This is a genomic window from Streptomyces endophyticus (genome assembly GCF_035798155.1).
Taxonomy (GTDB): domain Bacteria; phylum Actinomycetota; class Actinomycetes; order Streptomycetales; family Streptomycetaceae; genus Streptomyces; species Streptomyces endophyticus.
Map to the genome: position 1 here is coordinate 1 of NZ_JAOZYC010000168.1, position 15,626 is coordinate 15,626.

The following is a 15,626-nucleotide window of genomic DNA, read 5'->3' on the forward strand; positions in this document are numbered from 1 at the left end:
TTGGCGGCCGGCTGCGCGCCGGACTTGGCGTCGCCCTTCGCGACCGGCTCGGCCTTCCCGGCCGACTTACCGTCACCGTTGGTGCCAGCCGTGCCGCCGGACTCGGCGTCCGACTGAGCGTCAGGGTTGGCGGCCGGCTGCGCGCCGGCCTTCCCGGCCGACTTACCGTCGCCCTTGGCGCCCGCCGTACCGTCGGACTCGGGGCCCGACTTAGCGCCAGGGTTGGCGGCCGGCTGCGCGCCGGACTTGGCGTCGGGCTTGGCGGCTGGCTGCGCGTTGCCATCGGCGTCGGACTCACCGTCGCCGTAGGCGTCGGCCTTGACGTCGGCCGTGGCGCTGGACTTGGTGCCCTTGGCGCCCGTCCGGACGTCGTCCTTGGCATCCGCCTTGCCGTCGCCCTCAGCGGCCGACGTGGCATCCGCCTCGGCATCGGACTCGCTGGCGGCCTGAGCGGCCGGCTCGGTCTCGGCCTTGGCGTTGTTGCTGCCGTCGCCCTGGGCGTCGCCCTCGGCGGCCACCTTCGCGGTCGGCTCGGCGTCGCTGGGGGGTGCGGCGGGCGGCGTGGTGTCCGCCGCTTCCTCGTCGGCCGGCTTCCGCTCAGCGGAGTCGCCGTTTGAATTTGCAACTGCAGACGCATCGGCGGAGCCGTCGTCGCCTGCCACCCAGGCCGCCACGGCCGCCCGCAGACGGTCGTCGCCGCCGTCCTGCGATCCCGTATCCGGGTCCGCGCCCCGCGACACCGCGAGACGCGGATCCTCCGGAGCCGGACCTCCCGACGCCTTGTGCTCTCCCGACCTGTCGGGGGTCCCCGCCACCGATGCCTCCTCGACCGAATGAACCACTCAACCACTTGCCGCCGGACAGAACAGCCCTGTCCGAACCATGTACCAGTGTCCTGTGTGGGGGCTTAACCCACGTGGTAGACGAGAACGACATACCTAGAGGTTCCCGTCCAAACCCCCCACGCACTCTCGACAGACCAATGTGAGAGGGGTCACCCTGTCATTCATCCACGCGGGGAGGCATGGATGGGCAGGAGCCGCAGAACACTTCCGGAGGAGCTTCTGCTGCTCGCTCTGGACCCGGCCACGGGTACCACAGCGCAGCCGCAGTCGCTCGACCTAGGTCTGGCCGGAGCACAGCTAGTAGAGCTGGCGCTGGCCGGACGGATAGCCCCAGACGGGGATCGTATCGCCGTGGTGGCACCACGGCCGACCGGAGATCCGACTCTGGACTGCGCGTTGGAGTTGCTGCGAAGGCGTGGCGCTCCCGTACGGGCGGTCCACTGGATAGGCGGGCCACGTCTTGGCCTGCGACAGACCTACCTCTCGCACCTGGAGCGGTGCGGCATGGTTCATGCCGTGGCCGGACAGATGTGCGGGGTACTGCCGACGACTCGCTACCAAGCGACGGAGTCGGCAGTCAGCCGGGAGATTAGGGCCCGGCTGGACAGCGCGATCCGCACCGGGGTCCCACCGGACCCACGGACCGCGGCGCTCGCCGCACTGGCCCATGCGGTCGGACTCGGCAAGCACCTGTATCCGGGCAACGAGGGCAGGTCCTCACGCTCCCGGCTGCGGGACCTGATCAGGCACGACCCGATGGGCGGCCTCGTGGCGCACGCCGTGATGGACGTCCAGAACGGTGTGGCGGTACAGCCACGCCGCTCACCGGCCCCTTCGGCCGGCGGTCGGGGTGCACCGGAGCCCGCTCGCGGCGTTCCGATGCAGCCACGCCGCGGTTCCATGGCTCGCGCCGTGGCCCACTAGGCAAACCGCACCACCAGCACCACCCGTAGCACCACAGCGCCGCACCGTAGTCCCCAAGAACCGGTCCGGGAGCCGCTGTACCGCGCGGGGTGATGCGCCGGGCGTGAGGACGACGCCCCGGCACGTCGCCCCGCGCGGTCGCGTTTTCGCTGCGTAGGAGGCACGTGCAACCCGCATGTGCGCCCCGCGCACATCCGCCGTTTCCCAGCGCAGGGCCGCCTCGGGGTGGCAATCTGCTGAGCAGTAGACACGCAACGTATGCAGATCAGAGAATTGCACGTAGCCGGAGGTGCACGTCCGTGGCGTCCAACGTCAATCCCACCGTCAGGCGACGCCGGTTGGGCCAGGAGCTGCGCCGGCTCCGCGAACTCAAGGGCATGACCGCCGAAGAGGTCGCCGAGCGCCTGCTGGTGTCCCAGTCGAAAATCAGCCGCTTGGAGAACGGGCGGCGCAGCATCAGTCAGCGCGACGTACGCGATCTGTGCGGGGTGTACGAGGTCGAGGATCACCGCGTCATCGACTCGCTGATGCAAATGGCCAAGGATTCGCGCCAGCAAGGCTGGTGGCACTCCTTCGGCGACATTCCGTACAGCGTCTACATCGGCCTGGAGACCGACGCGGCGTCGTTGCGCGTGTACGAGTCGCAGTGCATCCCCGGCCTGCTGCAGACCCGCGGCTACGCGGAGGCGCTGATCCAGGGCGCGATGCCCGAGGCTTCGCCCACGGACGTAGAGAAGCGTGTGCAGGTCCGCATCCGCCGCCAGGAGCGGATCAACGACGAGGCCAACCAGCTGCGCCTGTGGGTGGTCCTGGACGAGGCGGCGCTGCGCCGCGCCGTCGGCGGGTCCGTGGTGATGCGCGAGCAGCTGGAGCACCTCGCGGAGGTGTCCGGGCTCCCCCATGTCACCGTGCAGGTACTGCCCTTCGAGATGGGCGCGCACCCGGGGATCACGGGGCAGTACGCGATTCTCGAGTTCCCCGACGCGGCGGACTCCAGCGTCGTCTACATCGAGGGCGTCACCAGCGACCTCTACCTGGAGAAGACGCAGGACGTGCAGAAGTACAGCGTCATGTACGAGCACCTGCGCGCCCAGGCGCTGAACGTGGAGCAGTCCCGGCAGTTCATCCTGGAAGCCGCGAAACGGCACACGCGCTGAGGGCCAACTCGCGTAACGGACCGCAGAGTTCAGGCCTCTGATCCAGGCCCCGCCCGTGGGAAAGCGCCGCACAGTACACCTTTCCCACGGGCCCATGGAAGACCCACCTGGAATATGCCATCCGGTCGAGTGAATGGCCCCACCGCTGCCCTCGGTCGGCGAGTAGCGTCGATCACGCCAACAACAGACAAGGTGTTGGCGCAAAGCCGCGGCAAGTCCGCGGCCCAGCAAGGGATCACTGGCCAGACCGGAGCAGATCATGGCAATCACCAAGGGCTCACAGCCCACCTGGATCAAGTCCTCTTACTCGGCGGGGAACGGCGCGTGCGTGGAGATCAAGTCTCCCGCGGCCCACGCCGTGGACGTGCGCGACTCCAAGGACCCGCAGGGTCCGAACCTGGCGTTCGCGCCGGCTTCCTGGAGCGCCTTCGTCACGGAGATGAGCAGGGTCGACAGCTGACCCCCCAGCCAACTCCGTGAGACAACCGAACACGCAACACAGCACGATGCAACACAGCACTGCGCAAGACAGCACCATGCAAGATCGCACCACTGATAGAGCCCTCTCGACTGGTCCGCCGTCCTGGCCGAGGGGGCTCGGCGCTGTCCGGGTCAGCGCAGCTGGTCCACGTACTGGTTCGTACCCGGCACGGTCGGGACGAACGGGGCCACCAGTTCCACCCGGCCGAGGCCCGACGCCGCCACCGCATCCCCCAGGCCCACGAAGTGGTCCTGCCAGCATTCGCGCGGGTCGGACTGCAGGAACCAGAGCAGGGTGAGCCGGGTGTCGACGCCCTCGACCTGCTTCACGTACGTCATCTTGTCCCCCGGCAGCGGTGTCGGGCGGAAGACCGTGACCATCGCGGCGGGCGAGCCGGCGAGCCGCCGTGGCAGCTGCTCGGTGCGCAGCCAGTCCAGCAACTCGGCACGCTGCTCCGGGCCTTCGGAGTCGATCACCTCGACGACCAGCCCCTGGTACGGGTGGTCGAGCGCGTGGAAGTCACGCGGCCCCTCGTCCCCGTCGCGGTACACCGTCGCCTCGTGGTCCTGGAACGACGTGAAGACGTGCGTGCGGTCCTGGTGGACGCGGTCGTCCCGGTTGAGCCGCTTGTTGATGCCGACGGTCCACTTCATGTGGTCGTCGTAGCGGCCCTCGGTGATCCAGTACGTGGATATGTAGCAGCCCGCCGTGACCGGCTCGGCGACCGCCGACTTCTCCGGGTAGCGCAGGAGCTGGAGGTCGCGGGTGGCGACCCAGCGGCGCCCCGCGTACATCCACGGCATGGCCATGGCGCCCGCGTAGTAGTGGTCGTCCTCGTACCAGCGGTTGTAGGCGTGCTCATGGCCCGGATGCGGTTCGACCATGGTGATCAGGGCGTGCCCCGGACGCACCCCGTACGGCCCGACGGCCGCCAGTTCCGCGTACGTCTCGCTGTGCGTGTCCTCGTGCGTGTCCTCCATGCCGCTCCCCTTCCACCCTCTCGCGCAGGCCTTCCATCTCCCGTTCGACGCCCATACTCTGACGCCCCGTCAGACAGAACGCCAGAGCCGGGAGGCGAACCGATGGTGAATGCGGAACTGCTTGCGGGGAAGACCGTGATCATCTCCGGAGTGGGCGCGGGGCTCGGCCGCCAGGTGGCGGAGGCCGTGCTGCGCGACGGCGGAAACGCGGTGCTCGGGGCCCGCACCGAGGCCCATCTCGCGGCCTGCGCGAAGGAGTTGGACCCGGAGGGCGAGCGGACCGCGTTCCGCTCCACCGACATCGGCGACGAGGCGCAGTGCGAGGCGCTCGCGGACCTTGCGCGCGAGCGGTTCGGGGGCGTGGACGCGGTCGTCCATGTCGCGGCCTGGGACAGCTACTTCGGCGGCCTGGAGGACGCTGACTTCGAGACCTGGAGCAAGGTCGTCGACGTGAATCTGTTCGGCACGCTGCGGATGACCCGCGCCTGCCTGCCCGCCCTCAAGGAGCGCGGCGGCTCGGTCGTCTTCATCGGGACGCAGTCGGCGATCGCGGCGCCCTCACAGGTGCGGCAGGCGGCGTACGCGGCGTCGAAGGGCGCCCTGACGAGCGCGATGTACTCGCTGGCGCGGGAGGTCGGTCCGCACCGGGTCCGGGTGAACACCGTGCTGCCCGGCTGGATGTGGGGGCCGCCCGTGCAGGCCTACGTCCAGATCACCGCGCAGACCGAGGGCGTACCCGAGGACGAGGTGCTCGGGCGGCTCACCGAGCGGATGGCCCTGCCGGACCTCGCGACGGACGGGGACGTGGCGGACGCGGCGGTCTTCCTCGCCTCCGACCGGGCGCGTGCGATCACCGGCCAGCAGCTCCTGGTGAACGCCGGAGAACTCATGCGGTAGCCGCCCCGCTCGGGCCGCCTGTCGATTTCGCAGGTCAGTGAGGGGGAACCGGCCCCTCCCCGGGTTTCGCCACGTTCTGAATTCTGTCCGGGGTTCATATCCATGACTACAGAACCCTTGACCGGCCCCAAGCACGGAGGTTCAATCCCCCACGTCCCCAACACCCTTACCGGGGGCAACCGTTGTGCAGCGGAACCCCTGGAGGGGGCACATGAACAGTCTCGACTGGGTCGTCCTCATCGCCTACTTCGGCGTGATGGTCGCGATCGGCGTCTGGTCCCACAAGCGCGTCGACAACGTCTCCGACTTCTTCACCGCGGGCGGCAAGATGCCGTGGTGGCTGTCCGGCATCTCGCACCACATGTCCGGCTACAGCGCGGTGATGTTCACCGGGTACGCCGGTATCGCGTACACCTACGGCGTGACGTCCTTCGTCACCTGGTCCTTCCCGATCGCGCTCGGCATCGCCATCGGCGCCCGGCTGTTCGCGCCGCGCATCAACCGGCTGCGCTCCAAGCTCCATGTGGCCTCCCCGCTGGAGTACTTGAAGAACCGCTACAACCTGGGCACCCAGCAGGCGCTCGCCTGGTCCGGGATGCTGCTGAAGATCGTCGATGTGGCGGCCAAGTGGGCGGCCATCGCGACCCTGCTGTCCGTGTTCACGGGTGTGTCCCTGAACCAGGGCATCCTCATCACGGGCGTCATCACCGCGGTCTACTGCACCATCGGCGGGCTGTGGGCGGACGCGCTCACCGAACTCGGCCAGTTCATCATCCAGTTGCTGGCCGGGATCTCGATGTTCGTCGCGGTCGTGCTCGAGCTCGGCGACAAGCACATCGGCTTCTTCGACGCCTGGAGCAGGCCCGAGCTGCAGGGCCACGGCAAGCCGCTGGTCGGCGAGTACGGCGCGGTCTTCCTGCTCGCGTTCCTCTTCATCAAGCTCTTCGAGTACAACGGCGGCATGCTCAACCAGGCCCAGCGCTACATGGCGACGAGCAGCGGGCGCGAGGCCAAGCGGTCCGCCTATCTGTCCGCCGCGCTCTGGCTGGTCTGGCCGGTCGTCCTCTTCTTCCCGATGTGGATGTCGCCGCTGCTCGTGCAGGCGCAGAAGCCTGACGGCTCCGACTCCTACGGCCTGATGACCGAACAGCTGCTGCCGCACGGCCTGTTGGGCCTGGTCATCGTCGGCTTCTTCTCGCACACGATGGCCATGTGCTCCTCCGACGCCAACGCGATCGCGGCCGTCTTCACGCGGGACGTGGCGCCCGCGCTCTCCTCGAAGGCACGGCAGTGGGGGCCGCGCACGGGCCTGGTCGCGGCCCGCCTGACGACGGTGATCTTCCTGGCCCTGTCCATGGCGGTCGCCACGCAGGTCAACTCGCCCACGTTCAAGGACATCATCACGGTCGTCATCAAGTGGGTGGCCGGTCTGATGGGCCCGATCGCGATCCCGATGATGCTGGGTCTGCTGCGCCAGTTCCGCAGGTCGGGGCCGACCGCCGCGCTCACCAGTTGGGGCATGGGCCTGCTCGCGTTCTGGCTGGTGAACTACCCGATCAGCTGGAACGTCGAGGGCGGCGTGCCGCTCCAGTACCAGGTGTCGATCCCGCTCGCCGTCTCGCTGGTGCTCTACATCCTCATCGGCTACATCAAGCCCGAGGACACCCCGGAGCGCGACGCGATCATCGCGCGCATCAACTCCGACGACGACGGAGCGGCAGCCGCCGCGGTGCCGACACCCATTTCAAGCCCCGCCGGCGATTGAGGCGCGGGGGCCGGGGCAGAGCCCCGATCTTTTTCCCCGGGGGGGCCTACGCCCGCGGATACCGCGCCAGCCACCCCGCCGACGCGCCGGCAGGCCCATGCAGGGCGGCGCCCTGCGTCATCTCCATCGCGAAGTCGTCCGCGAGCTCCAGGATCGTGGGCCGCCCCTCCACCTCCGCCACCCACGCGGGCGGCAGCGCCGTCTCCCCGTGCAGCGCCCCGAGCAGGCTCCCGCACAACGCGCCGACCTGGGCGGAGGGCCCGTCGTGGTGCACGGCGAGGCCGAGGCCGTGCCGGATGTCGTCGCTGACGAGCGCGCAGTACACGGCGGCCGCGAGCACGCCGGGCGCGTCCCCGTCCCCGACGAGCTCGCCGACCCGCGCCGCGGTCGGCATGCCCTGCCGTACGGCGCCGAGCGCGTGCTTGAGCGCGTCCGCGACGGGCGGGTGCCCGGGGCGCGCGGCGAGCAGGGCCAGCGCGCGCTGCACGGCGGCGTCGAGGGAGTCGCCGCGCGCGAGTGCGTGCACGAGGACCGCGTACGCGCCCGCCGCCAGGTAGGCCTCCGCGGCGCCGTGCGTGTGCACGGCGCACTCGACGGAGAGCTGGAACACGAGCTGCGGCTCCCAGCCCACGAGGAGCCCGAACGGCGCGGAGCGGGTCGCGGCCTCCGCGCCGTCCGCGTCCAGGTTCTTGGGCCGGTCGAGCGTGCCCATGACGTCGTTGCCGAGCCCCAGCAGACACGCCTGGCCTGCTCCCCGCCGCGAGTACAGCCACTCCTCGCGGGCCAGCCAGCCGTCCTCCTTGCGGCGCAGGTCCGGTCCCCAGTCCCGCTGGGTCGCCGCCCACCGCAGGTAGGCCCGGTGCACATCGGTCGGCGGGTGCCAGGCGCCCGTGTCGCGGCGCACCTGGGCGCGGATGAGCCCGTCCACGGTGAACAGGGTCAGCTGGGTGGCGGCGGTGATCGCCCCGGTCCGCCCGTACACGGGCACCAGCTGCTTGAGCCCCTCGTCCCCGTGCTCGGCGTGGATCCCGTCGAGCGTGAGGCCGTCGAGCGGGGCGCCGAGGGTGTCACCGAGTGCGCCACCGAGCAGGGTCCCGCGCACTCTGCTGCGGAAGTCCTGCTGTTCGGTGCGGCCCCAGACGGCCGCCGCGTTGGGCGCTGCGCCCATGGGGGACTCCTCCTGTCACGACCCTCGACCCTTCGGCTTGGAGCACTGTAATCGACCGACGTCGACCAGGAATGTTCACGAAGTGATGGGACTGTGGACGCCTGTGCTCACGCCGAGTGCGGGCTGTTGCTCATGGGAGCGGCCTCGCCCAGATCGATGGTCTGCTCATCGGCGATGAAGGGCCCGTCCCAGACACGGCCGGCCATCGCGATGCGATGGATCCCCTCTCTGATCAGCACGTCCTCGGACACGCCCAGGCGTCCGGACGCTTCTTTGATCAGGGCGATGTCCGCCTCATCCGCGTGGACACGTACAAGTTTCAGCGCCATGACAGCTCAGCCGTACCAGGTCACATTGCAGACGTAGACACAGGCGTGCCGGGGAATCGCGAGGAAGCAGATGAACCCTCTCCCGCTCAAGATGTCGAACTCCCGCAGACCCCCCTCCTTGGCGATGGGGCGCCCTACGCGCACCGCAGATTCTCCGAGCGCTGCGAGCTCAGTGGCGAGTCGTTCGACTTCCGCCACCACTCCCGGCGGAAGCCCTTCCGTGACGTATTCAGCACTCGGGTTGTAGTCCAGGTCCAGTCGGTCACAAGCCGGCCTCTGCCTCAGCCGTCTCCCGGATGGTCCGGATCTCGGCCATGAGGGCACGCAGGTCTCCCTCTCCCGCATCGACCAGCCCCTCCAGCTCCCGCAGTCGGGCTGCTCGCGCGGGGTGCCGCTCGATCGCCACGAACACGGCCCAGGAGTGCACGAACGCACGCAGGGGCGCCAGGCTCTGCGTCTCCTGTGCGTTCGTCGTCGCCTCGAAGAGGTGTTGCGTGAGCGCGGGCACACGACTCGGCGCGATCCTGGTGACGGCTGCCCGCAGAGCGCTCGGCGTGAGTAGGGGCATGGGGATCAGCGGTCCGTACGGGCCGTCAGCCTGGACACTCACGATGACCTCCGGTGCGGATGGTTCGGTCCTCGTACGGTACCGGCGGGCGCGCACTGGGGCAGGGCTTGTCACTTGTTGTGCTGCCCTTCCCCTACGCGGCTACGGCCGTGGCCGCGCACCCCAGGCAGCTGCCCGGCCCCTCCGCCCGGAACGCCCGGTCGCAGCCTTCGCAGTTCTGGAGTGGCAGGCGGCGTGGGGCGGGTGGCCCCGACAGAGGCTCGGGCCTCGGTGGGAGTTCGGGCGGGAGGAACGCGGTCAGGCGGTGGGCCATGAGGGCTGCCGGGTGGCGGATGGGATCGGTCGGCAGACCGGCCGTCAGGGCCCGTTTCACGTCGCCGGGCGCCATGCCCCGCGCCAGCCATTCGGCAGCGGCCGGGGCAAGGCGACGGATGTCCCGCTCGGAGAGGAACAGGCGGGGGTCGTAGGTGCGCAGGCCGATGAGGAGGTCGACGGCTGCGGTGCGGGCCGGGCCTGGGTCGGGCTCCTGGGGATCAGGCTGCGGCGCCCGGAGCGGCCGGCGCTGCGGGCGCGGTGCCCGGGGCTTCGCCTCGATGCGGGGCACCTCCGGCGGCAGGTCCACGGCAGACGGCTCCGGCGGCGCCTGACCTCGCAGATGCGGCGGCTTGTCGTACGAGATCGTGCGCGTGACGATCCGACCGGACGGCAGCCGTTCCTTGATCCGCTCCAGGTAGCCGTGCGCCTCCAGCTCCCGCAGCGCGGCGGCGACCCTGACCTCCCCTTCGGGGAACTTCGCGGCGAGGTCCTTGATGCCGACCTTCGACCCGTCGGGCAGCGACTGGATGTGCGTGGCCAGGCCGATCGCGGTGAGGGAGAGGTTCTCGTGCTGCGCCAGGTGATGCCCGACGACGGTGAACTCGGACATGTGGCGCTCCCGGGAGCGGTGAAGACCGCGTGACGGTGTGGCCGAACGGCCGGAATGGGCGCGCGAAGGCGCGCTAGTCTGATGCCCAGACATCGGGAAGCCTCTTTCTTCCTTGGTGGTCAGGCCCTCGTCCGGGATGCCAGTCCCGGCGGGGGCCGCTTTGCATATGCGGCAGAGAGTGCACCACGAACTCGCGTGTTCGCCAGTCGAGTTGGCGATCGTCACTCTCGCGGGTGACGCCCCTCCGGCGGCTTACGTCCGGAGGTCGGGTGGGTGGGTTTGGTTTTCCCAACCCTTTCTTTGGGGGTTGGCGTACCGGATCACCGGATCACGCCAACTCGAGTTCCGGGGCGTCGAGTTCGGCCCATACGACCTTGTGCGGCACGCCCGCGTCACCGCTGGTCACACCCCACCGGTCGGCGTACGCCGCGACGATCATCAGCCCCCGGCCGCCCTCTCCGTCCGCGACGCGGACTCGCGGGACCCGGTCCGGCCGCGCGTCGGCCACCTCGATACGGAGCGTGTACGCGGGGTCGAGCGTGAGCGTCAGCCGGAAGTCACGGCCGGGGACTCTGCCGTGGCGGACGGCGTTGGCGGCGAGTTCGGCCACTACGTGTTCGGCTTCCGCCGACTCTCTTTTCCACTCCGCGAGTTGGCGTTCGGTGAGGAGTCTGGCGAGGCGGGCGCCGCGAGTGGTCGCGGAGAGGAGGAGCGTGAAGCGCTTCGGTTCCCTTGAGCCGTTCATGCTGCACAGCGTTCCGGACCGTCACATACTGTGACAGGGTTACGCACCGTCCGTGCAGGGCTGTGCACTTGGGGAGGCCGTTGTGCACTTCGGGGAACGTGGGTCCAAGGCATTCGGCGCGCTGCTGCGGTTCCACCGGGAGCGGGCCGGGCTGACGATGGAGGCCCTCGGCAAACACGTGGGGTATTCCAAGTCGCAGGTGGCGATGGTGGAGCGCGGCGAGCGACCACCGAAGGGCCGCCTGGTCGAGCTGGCGGAGGAGCGGAAGACGCACGCGCTGCACGTGTACCAGAACCACTTGGTGCCCGGTTCGCTCCAGACGGAGGCGTATGCGCGGGCTGTGTACCTGAGCGAATGCTGTCCGACGCTGGAGGACAGTGAGATCGACCAGCGGCTGGCCGAGCGACTGGCGCGACAGGAACTCTTCACACGCAAGCCACAGCCGACCGTCAGCTACGTGCTCGAAGAGTCGACGCTGACGAGGCCTTTGGGCGGTCGGGACGCCCTGCGGGAGCAACTGCACCACCTTCTCGCCGTGGGTCGCATGCGCAACATCGACATCCAGGTGATGCCGCACGACCGAGAGATCCATGCCGGGCTGAACGGACCCATGATCCTTCTGGAGACGGCCAAGCGCGCCCACCTCGCCTACGTCGAAGGACCGAGCGGCGGCTACTTCATCAGCGAACAGCCGGACCTGGGAGACCTGTTCGGGCGGTATGGCATTCTTCGGGCGCAGGCCCTCACCCCTGAGGAGTCCGCAACACTGATCGAGAAGGTGGCGCGGGAAGTATGAGCACGGACCTCGACTGGTTCAAGTCCAGCTACAGCGGCGGCCAGGGCGAATGCCTGGAAGTAGCCCCCGGCCCCACCACCATCCACATCCGCGACTCCAAGCAGCCCCACACCCCCGACCCCGGCCCCGCCGTCACCGTCACGGCCCCCGCCTGGGCCGCGTTTCTGTCGGCGCTGCGGTGAACCGCGCCTGAAGCGCGTCCCGTGCCTGCTCGACCTGGGCGATGCGCGGGGCGAAGCGGGCGCGGTCGGCGCCCGGGGCGGCGGCGACAAAACCCAGGTAGAGGGCGAACTCCGCGAGGTCGTCCCAGGCCGCGGTGGGGGTCAGGACCTCGGACAGATGGCCGTCCAGCCAGGCCCACTCCCCGAGCCCGGCCGCGACGAGCGCCAACTCCTCGGGTTCGCTGCCCCGCAGCCTCCTCCACAGTGGCCGCGCCGCGCTCACGCCCTCCTTGCACGCCACCGTCACCGCATACTCGAACTCCCCTTCCGCACCTTTGAGTTCGCGCAGTTGCCGGCACACGGCCGACGACTCGTCCAGCCGCCCCGCCATGCGCAGCACGGCTGCCCACAGCCGCAGCATCTCGCTGTCCGGCTCCCTGCCCGCGGCCCTGCTCGCCCGCAACACGTCGAATGCCGCCCCGGTCTGTCCCCGGTACACGTGGATCAGGGCCCGCTTCCACTCGGCCCAGCCCTGGTCGCCGCCCACCTCCTCGTATCGCGCCAGACCGGTCAGGGCGCGGTCCAGGCGGCCCATCGAGAGCGCGACGGTCACCTGCCTGCCGGCTGCCCAGGTGGAGGAGCTGTCGATCTCGGCCGCCTGGTCCGCGTCGGACACGGCCTGCTCGAACCGGCCGAGGTACCGGTGCACTTCCGCGCGGTACGCCCATGCCCAGGAGTACTCCCGATCGAGTTTCAGAGCCCGGTCGAAGGCGGCCACCGCCTCCTCGTCCCGGTCGAGGCGGTACAGCGCGGCGCCGCGGGATCCGTGCGTGGTGGGGTCCTTGTCGTCCAGCTCCAGCGCGTGGTCGAGGTCGTACAGCGCATCCTCGAAGTCGCCGGCCATGCGGTGGGCTTCTCCGCGCTGAGTCAGGGCCCAGGCGTCGGTCGGCGCGCATTCCACCGCACGGTCCAGTTCGGCCATGGCACGTTCGTGCTCGTCCATGCGGCGCAGGACCCAGGAACGCCTCACCCTTGCCCAGACGTTCGCATGCATCAGCTCGACCGCGCGCCCGAACGCCGCCAACGCCTCCTCGTCCCGCTCCAGTTCATAGAGGCAGAGGCCGCGCCTCCCATGGGCCTCGTGCTGCTCCTCGTCGGTGCCCAGTGCCTGCTCGTAGGCCGCGAGTGCCTCGTCGAAGCGTCGCTCCCGGCGCAGGATGTCGCCCTTGGAGACGGCGAACCAGAACGGGTCCTGCCGGCCCGCGATGGCGCTGTCGAGTTCCGCGAGCGCCCGTTCCAGCTCCCTCTGGTCGGCCCACAGCTCGGCACGGTCGATCAGCGCGGGCCCGTAGTCCGGCTGGAGTTCGAGGGCCCGGGTGAAGTCCCGCTCTGCCTCGTCGGGGCGGCCCAGATCGCGCTGCGCGGCGCCCCTGTTCCAGTACGCGTGCGGGGACGGCCCGCCGAGCCGGAGTGTCCGGTCGCACTCGATCACCGCCTCTTGGCAGCGGCCGTCGCGGCGCATCCGGAACGCTCGTCCCCGGGCGAGCAGCACGGTATTCGGCGCCAGGTTCACGCGCTCGTCACGGTCGGACCAGGTGTCCGTGTCACCGCCCAGCTGGCGGTGCACCTGCGCCTGGTTCTTCACGGCATGCGCCCGATCGCCGTCCCCTGCCCCCGACCGGCCGAGGGCGTCCAAGGCCTCCTCGTGCCGCCCCAGTTCGTACAGCAGCACCCCTTTGAGCGCGAGGGCCTCAAGGTCGGACGGCGCGACGTGCAGGGCGCGCTCGATCTCCTCCAGGGCCTCGGGGGTCTCGTCGAGGAACCAGTGCGCCTCGGCCCGCCGGATGAAGGTGTCGCCGTCGTCCGGGTCGTGTTCCAGGGCGCGGTCGAGGTCCGCCAGTGCCTCCCGCTCCCGCCCTTGGAAGAGCCTTGTGTACCCGCGCCCGTAATAGGCCCGCGCCAGCTCCGCGTCCAGCTCGATGGCCCGGTCGTACTCGGCCACCGCCTTCTCGTACTCACCGGCCCAGCGCAGCTCCCGTCCCTTGAGCATCTGCACCAGGCCGCGGGTGGGCGCGTCGAAGCCGGCCCGGTCGAGCAACAGGTCGAGCGCGGGGGCCACCCCGCCCTTGTCCAGGGCCGACAGCAGCTCGCGGCCCCACTCGCCGACGAGCGGCGCCTCCGTGTCCTCGCCCGCCTCCACCAGCATCCGCGCCCAGCCCCGGACGTCCGCCTCCGTCCCGTCGTCGATGGCGTCGACGGTCAGCCGCAGCACCTCTGCCAGAGCCGCCTTCGGCTCGGCGCACAACCGGTGGTACGACTCGGCCGTGCGCAGCTCGCGCCAGCGCTGGTCGAGCCAGCACTCCCACTGCTCCAACGAATCCCCGGCCTCGGCCCGCCACTGCGCGAACGCCTCCGCGAGCCGGACGTGCCGCCGCGACCAGTCGCGTGGTGAGCGCTGGCGTTGCAGGCACAGCATCTGTCGGCGGACCACCTCGTGGTACTGCGCCCGGCCCGACCGGTCGCTGACGAAGGCGAGTCCGCGCAGCCAGCCGTAGAGCCCGTCGGCCTCGTCGTCCGCGCAGTCCACTGCGGCCCGGAAGACATCCGCGTCCAGTCGGCGCGGCAGCGCGCAGGCGAGGGCCACGTCACGGCGGTCCTCCCGCTCCCACCTGAGGAACAGCGTGGCCGCCGCGGTGCTGGGGTCGCCGATGTCCTCCAGGCTGGTGGGTCGGCCGTTGGCCAGCATGGACACCAGGACGGGAAGCCCGCCCGTCACGTTCAGGATCTTCGCCACGAGCGGCTCGTCGGTGACGCCTTTGGCCGCGAGCAGCGCCCGCGCCTCGTCGTCGGTGAACGGGTCGAGCGGCATCGTCTCCAGCACCGCGGCGTCCGCGCCCCACCGCGCCAGGTCCAGGGGCCGCTGGCCCGCCGTGACGACCACGACGTTGCTGGGCAGCACGCCGTGGCGGCTCGTCGTCATCAGGTCGTGCAGCCACTCGTCGAGGAAGGAGCCCGTGCGCTCGTACGTGTCGAAGAAGAGCACGATCCACGGCACGTTCGCCGCGACGGCGGTCAGCTCGCGCAGCAGGATCGGTGTGAGCACCTTCTCCGGCGACATGACCAGCTGTACGTCGTCCTGGTTGCCGAGCCGTGCGCTGAGCGTCGCCCTCACCTTGTCGACACCCAGGGCGAGTTGGTTGGGTTCGGCGGCTCCGGCGAAGGGGCCGAGGCCGGGGACGAGACCGAGTCCGGCGAGCCCGGCCCTGACGGCCGTGGAGCTGCCCACCGAAGGTGTCGGAGGCCCCGCGGGGTCCTGCACCGCGACCGCGGCCTCCGCCTCGTACCGCCGCTCCCGGTGCGCGGCGAGCCGGCGTTCGAGGTCCTTGAGGCGGTGCCCGCTCGCGGCGAACTGGACGCACAGTTCGGACAGGGCCTCCGGCACGCTGCCGACCGCCTCGTCGACGACGGCCGTCACCACGCGGAACTCGCGTGCCACGTCGGCCAGTTCCTTGAGCAGAGACGTCTTGCCGACGCCCGCGAGGCCATGGACGTGGAACAGGAACCGGTGCCGTTCGTCGCCCGGCGGGACCTCGAAATTCGCTCGAAACGAGGCGAGTTCGGACCGCCTGGCGATGAAGCCGACCCTGCGGCGCCTGCGTATCAGCTCCTGCATCGACGGTTCCGGCTCAGCCATCACGTCCCCCATCGGCCGCCCGAGGCCTTCGAGCCAGTCTTCCAGCGTCCTGGGTCATGTGCACCTGTCCGGCACCGGCGAGAGGGCCGCACTCCGATCCGGTGGTCGTTCCCCGGAAAGGGTCCCGTCGTCTTGATCGGCGGAGCATCCTGAGGTGATACGTCTTCCGGCGCTGAGGGGCGCCTGAAAGG

14 protein-coding genes and 1 pseudogene are annotated in these 15,626 nt (G+C 70.2%); 7 read left to right on the forward strand and 8 right to left on the reverse strand.

Translation table 11 applies throughout. From position 1 onward, the window contains the following. A pseudogene (locus OKJ99_RS34385) lies at nucleotides 1-815 on the reverse strand (hypothetical protein); the annotation flags it as partial. Between the two features lie 213 nt (nucleotides 816-1,028). On the opposite strand from OKJ99_RS34385, the gene OKJ99_RS34390 reads away from it, so the two are divergent. The 3 genes from OKJ99_RS34390 to OKJ99_RS34400 all read left to right on the forward strand — a co-directional run bounded on the left by OKJ99_RS34390 (nucleotide 1,029) and on the right by OKJ99_RS34400 (nucleotide 3,386). Continuing rightward, nucleotides 1,029-1,769 carry a GOLPH3/VPS74 family protein gene (locus OKJ99_RS34390; RefSeq protein WP_326022145.1) on the forward strand — a complete coding sequence of 247 codons (741 nt, stop codon included), beginning with the start codon at nucleotides 1,029-1,031 and terminating at the stop codon, nucleotides 1,767-1,769. A 299-nt stretch (nucleotides 1,770-2,068) separates the two neighbouring features. Then, on the forward strand, nucleotides 2,069-2,926 hold the full coding sequence (locus tag OKJ99_RS34395; RefSeq protein ID WP_326022146.1) for a helix-turn-helix domain-containing protein: 858 nt from the start codon (nucleotides 2,069-2,071) through the stop codon (nucleotides 2,924-2,926). A gap of 259 nt (nucleotides 2,927-3,185) precedes the next feature. Further along, a complete protein-coding gene (locus OKJ99_RS34400) occupies nucleotides 3,186-3,386 on the forward strand; it encodes a DUF397 domain-containing protein (RefSeq protein WP_326022147.1) in 201 nt (66 codons plus the stop codon). Nucleotides 3,387-3,538: 152 nt separating this feature from the next. Here OKJ99_RS34400 and OKJ99_RS34405 read toward each other — a convergent pair whose 3' ends face one another. Next, nucleotides 3,539-4,387 carry a hypothetical protein gene (locus tag OKJ99_RS34405; protein WP_326022149.1) on the reverse strand — a complete coding sequence of 283 codons (849 nt, stop codon included), beginning with the start codon at nucleotides 4,385-4,387 and terminating at the stop codon, nucleotides 3,539-3,541. Between the two features lie 102 nt (nucleotides 4,388-4,489). Here OKJ99_RS34405 and OKJ99_RS34410 point away from each other — a divergent pair, with 102 nt between their 5' ends. Both OKJ99_RS34410 and OKJ99_RS34415 read left to right on the forward strand, forming a co-directional pair. After that, nucleotides 4,490-5,284: an SDR family oxidoreductase gene (locus OKJ99_RS34410; protein ID WP_326022150.1), complete on the forward strand. Its 795-nt coding sequence runs from the start codon at nucleotides 4,490-4,492 to the stop codon at nucleotides 5,282-5,284. Nucleotides 5,285-5,495: 211 nt separating this feature from the next. Then, nucleotides 5,496-7,049, forward strand: a complete 1,554-nt coding sequence (locus tag OKJ99_RS34415) for a sodium:solute symporter family protein (protein WP_326022151.1) — start codon at nucleotides 5,496-5,498, stop codon at nucleotides 7,047-7,049. Nucleotides 7,050-7,095: 46 nt separating this feature from the next. Here OKJ99_RS34415 and OKJ99_RS34420 read toward each other — a convergent pair whose 3' ends face one another. The 5 genes from OKJ99_RS34420 to OKJ99_RS34440 form a co-directional block, all read right to left on the reverse strand. After that, nucleotides 7,096-8,217, reverse strand: a complete 1,122-nt coding sequence (locus OKJ99_RS34420; protein WP_326022152.1) for an ADP-ribosylglycohydrolase family protein — start codon at nucleotides 8,215-8,217, stop codon at nucleotides 7,096-7,098. Nucleotides 8,218-8,324: 107 nt separating this feature from the next. Continuing rightward, nucleotides 8,325-8,546 carry a hypothetical protein gene (locus OKJ99_RS34425; protein WP_326022153.1) on the reverse strand — a complete coding sequence of 74 codons (222 nt, stop codon included), beginning with the start codon at nucleotides 8,544-8,546 and terminating at the stop codon, nucleotides 8,325-8,327. 262 nt (nucleotides 8,547-8,808) lie between these two features. Continuing rightward, a complete protein-coding gene (locus OKJ99_RS34430; protein ID WP_326022154.1) occupies nucleotides 8,809-9,156 on the reverse strand; it encodes a hypothetical protein in 348 nt (115 codons plus the stop codon). A 91-nt stretch (nucleotides 9,157-9,247) separates the two neighbouring features. Further along, nucleotides 9,248-10,039, reverse strand: a complete 792-nt coding sequence (locus tag OKJ99_RS34435; protein WP_326022155.1) for a helix-turn-helix domain-containing protein — start codon at nucleotides 10,037-10,039, stop codon at nucleotides 9,248-9,250. A 328-nt stretch (nucleotides 10,040-10,367) separates the two neighbouring features. After that, nucleotides 10,368-10,784 (reverse strand): ATP-binding protein, encoded by a 417-nt coding sequence (locus tag OKJ99_RS34440; RefSeq protein WP_326022156.1) that lies wholly within the window; start codon nucleotides 10,782-10,784, stop codon nucleotides 10,368-10,370. Nucleotides 10,785-10,866: 82 nt separating this feature from the next. On the opposite strand from OKJ99_RS34440, the gene OKJ99_RS34445 reads away from it, so the two are divergent. Together OKJ99_RS34445 and OKJ99_RS34450 are read left to right on the forward strand one after the other, a co-directional pair. Then, a complete protein-coding gene (locus tag OKJ99_RS34445) occupies nucleotides 10,867-11,580 on the forward strand; it encodes a helix-turn-helix domain-containing protein (RefSeq protein ID WP_326022157.1) in 714 nt (237 codons plus the stop codon). Next, nucleotides 11,577-11,762: a DUF397 domain-containing protein gene (locus tag OKJ99_RS34450; protein WP_326022158.1), complete on the forward strand. Its 186-nt coding sequence runs from the start codon at nucleotides 11,577-11,579 to the stop codon at nucleotides 11,760-11,762. Before OKJ99_RS34445 ends, OKJ99_RS34450 begins: the two co-directional genes overlap by 4 nt. On the opposite strand, the gene OKJ99_RS34455 is transcribed toward OKJ99_RS34450, so the two are convergent. Beyond that, nucleotides 11,719-15,435, reverse strand: a complete 3,717-nt coding sequence (locus OKJ99_RS34455; RefSeq protein ID WP_326022160.1) for a tetratricopeptide repeat protein — start codon at nucleotides 15,433-15,435, stop codon at nucleotides 11,719-11,721. The two genes, OKJ99_RS34450 and OKJ99_RS34455, sit on opposite strands and share 44 nt — an antisense overlap. Between the last annotated feature and the right edge of the window lie 191 nt (nucleotides 15,436-15,626).